At 49.4% G+C, this 12,327-nt stretch carries 11 protein-coding genes and 1 pseudogene; 8 read left to right on the top strand and 4 right to left on the bottom strand.

The genetic code is table 11. The features are described from left to right. Position 1 precedes the first annotated feature (1 nt). On the top strand, positions 2 to 3,325 hold the full coding sequence (gene treS / locus WC562_00885) for a maltose alpha-D-glucosyltransferase (GenBank protein ID MFA5054717.1): 3,324 nt from the start codon (positions 2 to 4) through the stop codon (positions 3,323 to 3,325). A gap of 141 nt (positions 3,326 to 3,466) precedes the next feature. On the opposite strand, the gene glgB is transcribed toward treS, so the two are convergent. Together glgB and WC562_00875 are read right to left on the bottom strand one after the other, a co-directional pair. Then, complete coding sequence (gene glgB, locus WC562_00880; protein ID MFA5054716.1) at positions 3,467 to 5,377, bottom strand: 1,4-alpha-glucan branching protein GlgB; 1,911 nt, start codon at positions 5,375 to 5,377, stop codon at positions 3,467 to 3,469. A 429-nt stretch (positions 5,378 to 5,806) separates the two neighbouring features. Next, on the bottom strand, positions 5,807 to 6,331 hold the full coding sequence (locus tag WC562_00875; protein MFA5054715.1) for a type II secretion system protein: 525 nt from the start codon (positions 6,329 to 6,331) through the stop codon (positions 5,807 to 5,809). A 261-nt stretch (positions 6,332 to 6,592) separates the two neighbouring features. On the opposite strand from WC562_00875, the gene WC562_00870 reads away from it, so the two are divergent. Next, complete coding sequence (locus WC562_00870; GenBank protein MFA5054714.1) at positions 6,593 to 6,931, top strand: DUF4870 domain-containing protein; 339 nt, start codon at positions 6,593 to 6,595, stop codon at positions 6,929 to 6,931. A 121-nt stretch (positions 6,932 to 7,052) separates the two neighbouring features. Here WC562_00870 and WC562_00865 read toward each other — a convergent pair whose 3' ends face one another. Together WC562_00865 and rimI are read right to left on the bottom strand one after the other, a co-directional pair. Next, entirely contained in the window at positions 7,053 to 8,120 is a 1,068-nt protein-coding gene (locus WC562_00865) for a type IV pilus twitching motility protein PilT (GenBank protein ID MFA5054713.1), read from the bottom strand. 170 nt (positions 8,121 to 8,290) lie between these two features. Next, positions 8,291 to 8,758 (bottom strand): ribosomal protein S18-alanine N-acetyltransferase, encoded by a 468-nt coding sequence (gene rimI / locus WC562_00860; GenBank protein MFA5054712.1) that lies wholly within the window; start codon positions 8,756 to 8,758, stop codon positions 8,291 to 8,293. Between the two features lie 137 nt (positions 8,759 to 8,895). On the opposite strand from rimI, the gene WC562_00855 reads away from it, so the two are divergent. The 6 genes and pseudogenes from WC562_00855 to WC562_00830 all read left to right on the top strand — a co-directional run bounded on the left by WC562_00855 (position 8,896) and on the right by WC562_00830 (position 12,296). Next, positions 8,896 to 9,321: a DUF1284 domain-containing protein gene (locus WC562_00855; GenBank protein MFA5054711.1), complete on the top strand. Its 426-nt coding sequence runs from the start codon at positions 8,896 to 8,898 to the stop codon at positions 9,319 to 9,321. Positions 9,322 to 9,500: 179 nt separating this feature from the next. Then, positions 9,501 to 10,103, top strand: a complete 603-nt coding sequence (locus tag WC562_00850) for a PKD domain-containing protein (GenBank protein ID MFA5054710.1) — start codon at positions 9,501 to 9,503, stop codon at positions 10,101 to 10,103. Between the two features lie 116 nt (positions 10,104 to 10,219). Next, a complete protein-coding gene (locus WC562_00845) occupies positions 10,220 to 10,579 on the top strand; it encodes a metalloregulator ArsR/SmtB family transcription factor (protein MFA5054709.1) in 360 nt (119 codons plus the stop codon). A gap of 56 nt (positions 10,580 to 10,635) precedes the next feature. Beyond that, a complete protein-coding gene (locus tag WC562_00840; protein MFA5054708.1) occupies positions 10,636 to 11,676 on the top strand; it encodes a permease in 1,041 nt (346 codons plus the stop codon). Positions 11,677 to 11,693: 17 nt separating this feature from the next. Then, positions 11,694 to 11,939: a thioredoxin family protein gene (locus tag WC562_00835; protein ID MFA5054707.1), complete on the top strand. Its 246-nt coding sequence runs from the start codon at positions 11,694 to 11,696 to the stop codon at positions 11,937 to 11,939. 126 nt (positions 11,940 to 12,065) lie between these two features. Further along, positions 12,066 to 12,296: pseudogene (locus WC562_00830) on the top strand (Rdx family protein). The last annotated feature ends 31 nt before the right edge of the window (positions 12,297 to 12,327 follow it).

Below are 12,327 nucleotides of genomic sequence, written 5' to 3'. Positions count from 1 at the left end.
AATGTCGATCAGCGCCGATCCTCTTTGGTATATGGATGCCATAATCTACGAGCTTCATGTAAGGTCTTTCTTTGATAGTGAGTCTAACGGAGTGGGCGATTTTCCGGGCCTTACGCAGAAGCTCGATTATCTGGAGGACCTGGGCGTTAACGCCATCTGGCTGCTGCCTTTTTACCCTTCCCCTCTTAAAGATGACGGCTATGACATATCGAATTTCACAGGTATACAGCCGATTTACGGCACCATGCAGGACTTCCAGTCTTTTGTCGATAAAGCGCATCAGCGCGGCATCCGTGTCATAACCGAATTAGTCCTTAATCACACTTCGGACCAGCACCCCTGGTTTCAGAGAGCGCGCAGAGCGGCGCCCCAAAGCCGACTGCGTGATTTTTATGTCTGGAGCGATACACCCGATAAATATAAAGAAGCCCGCATCATTTTTAAGGACTACGAGGGTTCTAACTGGACATGGGATCATCTGGCAAAATCTAACTACTGGCATCGCTTTTATTATCACCAGCCCGATTTGAATTACGATAATCCGTCTGTGCGCAGGGCTATCTTCAGGGTTATGGATTTCTGGTTGAAGCAGGGAGTTGACGGGCTGCGCGCGGATGCCGTGCCTTATCTTTACCAGAGGGAAGGGACCAGTTGCGAAAACCTGCCGGAAACACACGCTTTTCTGAAGGAACTCCGCGGGTATATCGATAGAAAATACAAGAATCGAATGCTTTTAGCCGAGGCTAATCAATGGCCGGAGGATGCTGTCGCCTACTTCGGAGATGGCGATGAGTTTCACATGGCGTTCCATTTTCCCCTGATGCCGCGTTTGTTTATGGCTATCCGCATGGAGGACCGTTTCCCCATAATCGACATATTACAGCAGACACCGTCAATACCGGAGACATGTCAATGGGCCACATTCCTGCGTAACCACGACGAGTTGACCCTGGAGATGGTCACTGATGAAGAGCGGGACTACATGTATCGGGTTTACGCCAGCGATCCGGCTGCCCGCCTAAATCTGGGCATCAGGCGCCGTCTGGCGCCGCTTCTTAACAACGATCGTAAGAAGATAGAGCTTATGAAAGCGCTGCTCTTCTCATTGCCGGGCACGCCTGTGATTTACTATGGCGATGAGATAGGCATGGGCGATAATTTCTATCTGGGAGACAGGAATGGCGTGCGCACGCCGATGCAATGGAGCCCGGAGCGGAATGCCGGATTTTCCAAAGCAAACCCTCAGCGGCTATACCTTCCGCCGATAATCGAACCGGAATATCATTATGAAGCCGTCAACGTGGAAACGCAGCAGAGCAATCCCGATTCCCTGCTCTGGTGGATGAAGCGCGTTATTGCGTTAAGAAAGAGATATAAGGCCTTTAGTCGCGGCAGTATAGAGTTCCTGCAGCCGGCAAATCGCAAGGTGTTGGCCTTTCTTCGCCGTTATCAGGAGGAGACAATCCTTGTTGTGGCTAACCTTTCGCATCTTGCACAGCAGACTCAACTGGATCTGAATGAATTTAACGGATGGAGGCCAGTAGATCTTTTCGGCGGCGTGGAATTCGACCCTGTAAAGGGAGGAAAGTATTATTTTACACTGAGTCCTCACGCATTTTACTGGTTCTCGCTTGAGCCGCTCCCGCAGAGCACATCGGGCTCGAAATTTGTCGCGATTGATCCCGGCGCGGTACCGACTATCATGAGGGATAGTGAATCGCTCTTCGATAAGGAAAACTGGTTTATCTTGGAGTCCGTATTACAGGATTATGTAAAAAACCGGCGGTGGTTTAGAGGTAAAGCGCGTGATATACGCTCCGTGGAGATAAAGGACATTATACCTATGCGCTCTGCCAGCTTTGTTACACAGGTTGTTTTGCTCCAGATAGAATATACAGAGGGTGTCCCTGATTCTTACGTGATTCCCTTGATGATAGCTCCGGCTGATCGATTGAACGCAATTGCCGAAGAGCATCCTGAAGCTGTGTTCGCCCGACTCAAACCCCGCGGCAAGGGTACCGAGTGGCTGCTGTATGACGCCCTCGTAGATAAGGATTACTGCGGTTTTCTATTACAGGCGATAGGGCGGAGACGCCGCTTTAAAGGAATCAATGGTGAGATTAATGCTTCTGTTACACCGGTATTCCGGAGAGTTCGTGGAACAGAAGAAGCAAATTTCGATCTTATGCCTATGAAAGTCGAACAGAATAATACTTTCATATCGTACGGAGATCGTTTTATTCTGAAACTGTTCCGAAAGCTTGAGGACGGCGTTAATCTGGATCTGGAAATCGGGCGTTTTCTTACGGACAAGACTTCTTTTGCCAATATCTCACCCGTCGCCGGAGCGCTGGAGTATTCTTTGAGAAGGCGTACGCCTTCCAGCCTAGGCATATTGCAAGCCTTTGTGCCGAACGAAGGCGACGCGTGGCAATACACGCTGGATTCGCTGGCGCGTTATTTCCAGAACGCATTAGCGCATCCAACAGTTCAGATGCCCCCGGTCACTAACAGGTCGCTGTTATCCATGCTGAAAGAGCCGCCGGAGTTAGCTAAACAGATGATAGGCTCATACTTATCCTCGGCCGAGCTTTTGGGGCAACGTACAGCTGAGCTTCATATGGCGCTGGCTTCTGTTGCGGACGACCCTGATTTTTCTCCCGAGCCCTTCACGTTCATGTATCAGACTTCTCTATATCAGTCTATGCGCGGCTTTACAATGCAGACGTTGCAGACATTGCGGGAAAGAGTCGCGGATATACCGGAGGAAGTTGTTGAGGATGCGCAGCGGGTGCTGAGCATGGAGAGAGAAATCATCGACAGGTACCGTTTGATTCAGAAGAACAGGATATCGGCTATGCGAATGCGTTGCCACGGGGATTATCATCTGGGGCAGGTGTTGTATACGGGCAAAGATTTTGTCATCATCGATTTTGAAGGAGAGCCGGCCCGTTCTTTAAGCGAGCGTCGTCTGAAACGGTCGCCGCTTCGTGATGTTGCCGGCATGATCCGCTCGTTCCATTACGCGACGCACAACGCTCTGCTGCGGTTTGCCCCGTCGCTGCCGCCGGATGAAGGAGATATGCCGGTTCTCAGACATTGGGCTCAGTTCTGGTATGTCTGGGTTTCCGTGACGTTTCTCACGTTCTACTTCAATACCATCGGGAAAAACAGTTTGCTGCCCGAGTCTCCCGATCATCAGAAGATTTTGCTGGACGCTTATTTGCTGGATAAGGCCGTATACGAAATCAGCCATGAGCTTAATAATCGCCCCGGCTGGCTGAGAGTGCCGCTGAACGGCATATTGCAGTTACTGGGGGATTGAGAGGCGGAGAGATGTATGCTACCGTAACGGTCGGCGTCGTATCGTTGTACCGTAGCGCATTTAATTCATTCTGCTTAATCTGCTCGAAGGTTTTGACAGATATTACAACGATTGAAGGAGATATTCAGCCCGCCGGATCGATTACTGCGCTTTTTTGAAGAATACTATCCCTAATGGCGGCATTGTCAGGGTAAGCGAGTAACGCCGGTTATGCAGCGGTACGGCTGATGCCTCCACTCCTCCGAGGTTGCCATGCCCGCTTCCGCCGTATTCCTGCGCGTCACTGTTTAGAATTTCTTTCCATGATCCTCCATACGGTACTCCGACACGGTAGTTATATCTCGGTACAGGTGTGAAGTTGCAGACCGCCAGGATCGTTTCGTCTCCCGAATCGCCCTTCCTGATAAAGCTTATAGTGCTGCCGTCGGAATCGTTGCAGTCTATCCATTCGAAGCCTGAAGGATTGCAATCGTTAAGATATAATGCCGGCTCGCTGCGATACATCGAATTCAGATCCTGCACCCATCTCTGTATGCCGAAGTGCGGCTGGTAATTAAGCAGATGCCATTCCAGGCTTTCATCGTGATTCCATTCTTTCCACTGCCCGAACTCGCCGCCCATGAACAGAAGTTTCTTGCCCGGCTGTCCGTACATATATCCGAGGAGCAGCCTGAGATTGGCGAATTTCTGCCAGTCGTCGCCGGGCATTTTACTCAGAAGCGAGCCCTTGCCGTGAACGACCTCGTCGTGAGAGAGGGGCAGTATAAAATTCTCTGAGAAGGCGTACAGCATCCTGAACGTCAGATTATTATGATGGTATTTCCTGTGTATGGGGTCTCTCGAAATGTACTGCAGCATATCGTGCATCCAGCCCATGTCCCATTTCATGCCGAATCCCAGACCGCCCACATATGTAGGGCGCGATACCATAGGCCAGGCGGTAGATTCCTCGGCCACCGTCTGGACGTCGGGATGACAGCGATAAGTCTCTTCATTAAAACGCCTGAGGAAGCTGATCGCGTCGATGTTCTCGTTTCCCCCGTAGATATTCGGTATCCACTCATCCTTTTTGCGGGAGTAGTCAAGGTACAGCATAGAAGCTACGGCGTCCACGCGCAGCCCGTCGATGTGGTATTTGTCGAGCCAGAACAACGCGCTGCTGAGCAGGAAGCTGCGCACCTCGTTCCTTCCGTAGTTGAAGATGAAGCTTTTCCAGTCGGGGTGGAAACCTTTTCTCGTGTCGGCATGCTCGTACAGATGTGTGCCGTCGAAGAATCCCAATCCATGCTCGTCGTTGGGGAAGTGTGAGGGCACCCAGTCAAGTATGACGCCGATGTCGTGCCGGTGCAGATGGTCGATAAGGTACATGAATTCCTGCGGGGTTCCGTAGCGGCTTGTGGGCGCAAAGTAGCCCGTTGCCTGATAACCCCATGATCCGTAAAAGGGGTGTTCCGTTAAGGGCATGAATTCAACATGCGTAAATCCCATTTTTCGTATATATTCCGCCAGCAGCGGCGCAAGTTCACGATAGCTTAGATAGCGGTTGTCTTCCTCTACCATCCTTCTCCATGAACCTGCATGCAGTTCGTAAATGGACATGGGCGAATTCAAAGTGTTGCGTTCTCGTCTTTTTTTCATCCAGTCCGTGTCGCCCCATTTATAGTCCAGGTCCCAGACGATCGAACCGGTCAGCGGCGGTTTTTCGGAATGTAGCGCTAAAGGATCCGCTTTATCCACCGTGTAGCCTCTGTATCGGGACACTATATGATATTTGTAACAGGCACCCCTGCCGACATCCGGTATAAATCCTTCCCATATACCGGAACTGCCGCGTGGGATCAGTACGTGAGCGTCCTTGTTCCATCCGTTGAAATCACCGATAACCGATACCTTTTTGGCATCCGGAGCCCATACCGAGAAGTAAGTGTCCTCACCTTTATCCGCAGTAACGATGTGAGCCCCGAGTTTCTCGTACAGGCGAAAGTGTGAGCCCTCGTTAAAAAGGAATAAATCATCTTCGGTCAGTGGGGACGTGTTATGTTTTTGTATCATTTCCTCAACCTTTTCCTTACGGTTTTTGTTTTGCGCCTTGCCTTGCTTAGCTGTCGTGATTTATGTGATAAGTGTATGCGCCCGGTATTGTGCGCATTCAGAGATTTGTAGATGGTACATTATATCAGCTCAATCCGCAAGTCCGTTCGATGGTATTTGTTCTTCCATAATTAATATTCGGTTCCATCTTCTGCGTTTTTCGGCGGAGTGGAGAATTGCCGCATTAACAGGCAAATTTGCTTGCCGAACGGTCTCACAAACGGCTCTCAACTAGCTAACGGTAACACGGCCGCAGTTTCATGTGCGGGTACGGCAAGCCCGGTCACGCCGTGTAGAGTAAGGGTGCGATGAATATCGAGCTTACGCTGGAGGGTATGTAACGCATCGATACAATTTCGCGTGTGTGAGGTAGCGTCTGTTGAGGGTAAGCTATGGCCAGACGCCCTGGAAGCCGTCCTGGCCGGTGTTTTCACAGCCGCCTCCGTTAGCTGCTGTATTGATGCATGATGAGTATAATCTACCGCTGACATCAATAGCCCAGATGTAATGCGCTTCTACATCGCATGAACATTCATATGTCTGTGAATTGCAGTTATCGTTATTTTCGTATGATACACATCCGTCAGGCATCTCTCCTAATAATCCAGAGGGATTGTTTCTGGTCAACAATGCACAGATATCTATAATCCCGAGCGTCTTGTCGTCAATCACTGTAGTATCTCCTGTTAAAGGAAAATCGCCGGAGTGCCCCGCGGAATAACCAATCACCGCATCCTGTATCTGACGCTTGACTTGCGTATATGCCGTTTTCCTCGCCGTATCGAAAACATTACCTATCGATAAAATAACCGCGCCGACGAGAATGGATAGTATGGTCAATACTATAAGCAATTCAATAAAGGTAACCCCTTTTTTATTTTTCGCCAGGGCTGCCCTTTTTATTTTTTCTTCCATCCGTAATGTCCTTACAGTAAATAGGTTCGATAATCAAAAGTGGCTTGAGAATAGTACCTATCATAGTCGAGATGAATCATTGAATAGAGAAATTCAGTATATTGATATTATGACGGGGAAGTAAAAAATGTCAACTGATGATTATCTTGCGAGTGGAGTCTGTCGCGATCTAATTGACCGTTAGTTGAAATCGGTGATGAAATGTATTTACAAAATAGATTTGTGTGATATTATATTCCAATAAAGAAGAGGAGGTGTAACATGAGTCAGAGCAGCGGAACAAGTCTTCAGCCGAATGTAGCAGGTTTATTGTGTTATGTTTTTTGGTGGATCACTGGCTTGATATTCTACCTCATTGAGAAAGATGATGACTTCGTACGCTTCCACGCCATGCAGTCAATCGTTACTTTTGGAGCCATAACAATACTCAGCATTGTTTGTGGCATCCTGTTCTTGGTGCCTTTCCTTGGATGGATACTTGGTATGCTTCTTTGGATTGGCTCAATAATTCTGTGGGTTTTTCTGATGGTAAAGGCATATCAGGGGGAGAAGTTCAAGCTGCCGTTACTCGGTGATCTCGCTGAAAAATGGTCCAAGTAAGAATTGTCGAATAATTGATATCTTGTTAACTAAAGATATTACTTCGATCAAGAAATCGAATAGTTAATCATGAAAAAGGCGGAACAATTTGCTCCGCCTTTTTTTATTTGGTAATCGTTGGTTACTTGAGCGGCCGGCCCAGGGATTTCCTGAATGTGTCAGCGTCGCGGCAGTGACTGATGGCTTCCTCAAAATTGATTACGCGGTTGCTTAACATGTTCATCAGCGCCTGATCCAGTGTCTGCATTCCAAAATTAGCGCCTGTCTGCATGACATTCCACATGTGAGCGGTCTTGCCTTCCCTGATGAGGTTCTTAATGGCATCCGTGGCTATCATAACCTCTACCGCCGGTATTCGTCCCGCGTTCCCGACTTTCGGTATTAATGATTGATACAATACACCTTCCAGAGTGGTGGAGAGCTGTACTCTTACCTGCGGCTGCTGATATGGAGGGAAGATGTCGATAATCCTGTCGATGGTCTGCGGGGCGCTCGGCGTGTGAAGGGTTGCCAGTATAAGGTGGCCGGTTTCCGCAGCGGTCAGCGCGATACTTATCGTTTCCAGATCTCTCATTTCGCCGACCATTATCACATCGGGGTCCTGGCGCAGGGCGTGTTTTAAGGCGGTGCCGAATGACAGTGTATCGGTGCCTAATTCTCGCTGTGTAATGAAGCAGTTCTTGTTTTCATGAATGAATTCTATGGGGTCTTCAATGGTGATTATCCGCCGTTTCTTCAAGTTATTTATGTATTTGATTATCGCAGCAAGCGTGGTAGATTTACCGCTTCCAGTTGGGCCGCTTACTATTATAAGACCGCGTTCTCTGAGGGCCAGGTCTTTACAAATTTCAGGGAGGTTCAACTCTTCTATATCAGGGACCCTGACCTGAAGCAATCGGAAGCATAGGCTGATACGTCCTCTTTGCAGACACGCGTTGGCGCGAAATCTTCCTAAATCCTCAAGGTTGTAGGCAAAGTCAAGTTCAAGCTCGTTTTCGAATCTCTTTTGCTGTTCCTCGTTGGTGATGCTGGTTAGCATTTTTTCCAGGTCGTCTGTAGAGACAACGGGGTGATCGACCTGCGGCACCAGTTCACCGTCTATGCGTAAAACAGGAGGATTGTTTGCTGTGATATGTAGGTCCGAAGCTCTTTTTTTAATGGCTTCTGTAAGAAGTTCGCGGATATCCATTTCCTTATCTCCTCAAGAATTATCCCATTTCACTAATCACGAATGAATTATCCTAACTTATGTATATATTATACACGATATATTCTGATATGACCGTGCCTAAAGAGTCGGGTTGAACTTTATTATATTTAATGACGGTTAACTCTGCAAACTTATCGTCGGGACATGATTCACCGGTTGTCCAGTTCTCTGGTCATTATCACGGCATCTTCATGCGTTTCGTCATAATAGTTCTTTCTGATGCCGCGTTCGGTGAAATTGTGTTTCCTGTATAGAGCCATGGCTTCTGAGTTCGACCGGCGCACCTCCAGCGTTACGGCGAATGCGCCGCATGATAGGGCCAGGTCGATAGCCGACTTCAGCATTAATTCTCCAACGCCCTGCTTCCGGTGTTCACCGCGCACACCTACAGTCATGATATGAGCTTCCCCCGCCATGAGCCAGAAACCCAGCACGCCCGCGATAGAATTCTTGTCCGGGTCCGAATCGTCGTAAGCCACTATGTAGCGGGCCGTCTGGTTATATAGGAGTTCGTTCTTATACGCCATCGGCTGTTTATTCAAGGGGAAACACTCCTTGTCGATCTGAACGGCTTGCTGGACATCATCAAGCTGCATCGGGCGGGTCATATAAGTCATGGCAACCTCAGAAGGCGATTCTGAATGTATTCTACCATAAGGAATTGACAGCTACTATATTTCTACGTATATTTGGACTATGTTCAGATAAGAACCCCGATTGTGCCGATGAAGTGTAATGGTAATACAGCAGCTGAATGCGAAAGCCGATGAAAATACGCGCACATCACCTTATATGCATACTAGGTTTCCGGGGACTAGGTTATTCCCCTGAGCACGTGCTGAATATGAAGCGAATCGTGGGCCGGCTGCAATCTCCGCGGTCCGTGCACTTTGAAGTAGTGGACTATCCTGATGATATTTGCGCCTTCTGCCCTTTTTTCTCCGAAGGAGGCTGCAGGCAGAACAGTCCAAATTCGGAATCTATGGTGAAGAGCCTCGATTTCAACGTAATGGTCAGGCTTGGGCTCACTCTTGAGCAGCGTTTGACCTGGCCCGAGGCCGAGGCCAAGATACGCGCGCGTTTGTATCCTGAGGATGTGGATGTGATCTGCAAGGAATGCCGCTGGCGTCCGTTGGGCTATTGCATGGAAGGACTTAGAGATTTGATGGAGAATCGCTGATATTGCAAATGCTTATATTTTTTGATACATTATATGCGAATTTGCGCATATAGTTATATATGATGATAAGTATACGCGGCTGTTATGCTGATGGATTTCGTTAAGATGCATAGGCCTTATATTCAGTGCGGGATATAGAATCCAATCGTATTTATGGAGGAGGTAAGGGGAGAGGGAGAATGTCAAAGCATAAATTCGTTATTTTTATATTACTGTTATGTAGTGTGTTTATTATTGCCGGAGCGACCGGGTGCGGTCCCGGCGCCCCCTCCGCTCAGTTCACTGTGAACGCAACTTCAGGAAATGCTCCCTTAAGCGTATGGTTCACGGACTTGTCTGCCGGCGAAATCGAATCGTGGGAATGGGACTTCGACAATGACGGTGTGGTTGACAGCACGGATCAGTATGTGCTCCATGTTTATGAGGTTCCCGGTGATTATACTGTTAAGCTTACCGTCATGGGGACCGGTAAAAGCGACAGCGAAGTCAAGACGTCTTATATAGTTGTTTCGGCACCCGAGTGCAAAGCCGATTTTACAGCCGAACCGAGAGAATGTCACGGTGCTACCAAGGTGCAGTTTACCGATTTATCGACGGGTGATGTGACAGGGTGGGCATGGGACCTTAACGGTGATGGTGCTGTTGATAGTACGACACAGAATCCTGCATATACCTACAGTCGCGATGGGCTTTATACTGTTACGCTTACCGTTACCTCGGCAAATTGCTCTGATACTATTACTAAACAGGATTATATCAGCGTCTCGGGTTGCAGTACCTGAGGATAGCCGATCGGCGCCCGTGCGGCGCTGATGTGAATCGGAGCCGTCGAGTTCAAAAGTCGGCTCGACTATGTAGTAGACGTATGAATGAATACATTATTTCAAAGGTGATATAGATGCGTGATTTTGTAAAAGCCTCTAAAGCCCTATCGGATGAGACCCGGCTCAGGATTATGAACCTGCTCCTTGAGCGCGAGTGCTGCGTGTGCGAGGTGATGCAGGCGCTGCAAATATCGCAGACACGCGCGTCGCGGAACCTTTCCGCCCTGCACGACGCTGGTTTTCTCAAACTGCGCAAGGATGGCCTCTGGTCGCTTTATTCGCTCGATAATAAAGGTATGGATGATTATATGATCGGGCTGGTGGATTCGGTGCGCAGGGCGCTGAACGGAAACAAGCTTGCCGCTATGGATCGTCAGCGTCTCAAGAAAGCCGAGCGGGTCGGTACCGGGTGCGCCGGCAAGCTGGTGAAATAAATTTTTTTACTTACGATATATGCGTATTTGCGCATTTAGGGAAGGGTTGCTGACAAATGGATTTCTTTATCGATCTTCTCAGAGGCGGAGTCGATGCGCTGGCCGAGTACCTGTCGGCGCATGTGATAACATGTCTTGTTCCCGCCTTCTTCATCGCAGGTGCGATATCGGCCTTTCTGTCCCAGGCGTCGGTGCTGAAATATTTCGGGCCTAAGGCTAAGAAACTCGTCTCATACAGCGTGGCCTCAGTCTCCGGCGCGGTTCTGGCGGTGTGCTCGTGCACGGTGCTGCCACTTTTCGGCGGCATCTATAAGAGGGGCGCCGGCCTGGGACCGGCGGTAACGTTCCTGTACGCGGCTCCTGCCATCAATGTGCTGGCCATAGTCTATTCCGCCAAGCTCCTCGGTTATGATCTGGGTCTGGGTCGCGCTATCATGGCGATACTGTTCTCGGTCGTTATAGGACTGATCATGGCTTTCATCTACCGTAAGGAGCAGTCGAAGGCGGACGCGAAGGCCTTCGAGATGATGGCGTCACAGGGACACGACGGCATGAGCCCGAAGCTTCAATTCTTGTTTATCGGAACGTTGCTCGGCATACTGGTCTTTGCCGCGGGCAAGCAGTGGATAATCATGGGCATCCTGCTCGTGATACTTGCGGTGACGCTGTGGCGCTTCTTCAGCAAGGTCGAGGTTAAACAGTGGCTCAGTGAAACATTGCGTTTCGTTAAGCTGGTCATACCCTGGCTGCTTATCGGCGTATTTATTGCCGGCATGATACGCACCGGAGTGCCGGAGTCGGCGATAACATCTTCGGTAGGCGGCAACGGGTTGCTGGCCAATTTCACCGCCTCGTTCCTCGGCGCGATAATGTACTTCGCCACGCTGACCGAGGTGCCCATCGTAAGATCGTTCTTGGACCTGGGCATGGGCCAGGGCCCGGCGCTGGCGCTGCTGCTGGCGGGGCCCGCCCTGTCGCTGCCCAGCATGCTGGTGATACGTAAGATAATGGGAACGCAGAAGATGCTGCTGTATGTATCGATTGTTGTAGTCATGGCCACGATATCGGGATATATTTTCGGTCTGGTAACGCAATAAATTCTTGGAGGTGAACGATGATCATAAAGATACTGGGAACCGGTTGCGCCAAGTGCATGCAGCTTGAAAAGACCGCCAAGGAGGCGGTGAAAGAGCTCGGTATCGACGCGAAAATCGAAGAGGTGAAGGATATCACCAAGATACTTGAGTATCCTATACTGACGACTCCCGGACTCGTGATCGATGAAGAGGTGGTCTGCTCGGGTAAGATTCCGAGCAAGGATGAGGTTAAGAAGTACATCAATGAAGCTATGAAAAAGTAAAAGGAGGCCGTTATGTGTGAGTCTTGCGGGATGCATTCTGATGAGCCATCGGCAGGTAACGACAAAGAAAAGAAGGGATTAGGTGTAGAAATCACCTATTGCGTAGAGTGAGGATTTTACGACAGAGCCGCCGGTCTGGCGGCTGAGATCGAGAAAGGGTTTGGAATCAAAGCAAAGCTGGTAGAGGGACATGCCGGCGTATTTGAAGTGGCTGTGGATAACTGGATTATCTATTCCAACAGGAACCAGTGTGGCGAGCTGCCGGGCAACGAGCTTGTTATCCGCAGGATCAGGGATTACAGGGATAAAGGGGTTATACCCCTGGACGGCATGTCCTCCCCGAAAGGCGGGACTTGATGTTCCGGTTCCAGTAGCAACAGTTGTTGTG

Source organism: Dehalococcoidia bacterium, assembly GCA_041649635.1.
Taxonomy (GTDB): Bacteria; Chloroflexota; Dehalococcoidia; order E44-bin15; family E44-bin15; genus JAYEHL01.
Note: the sequence above shows the minus strand (reverse complement) of the source record. Positions and strands in the feature narration are given on the sequence as shown.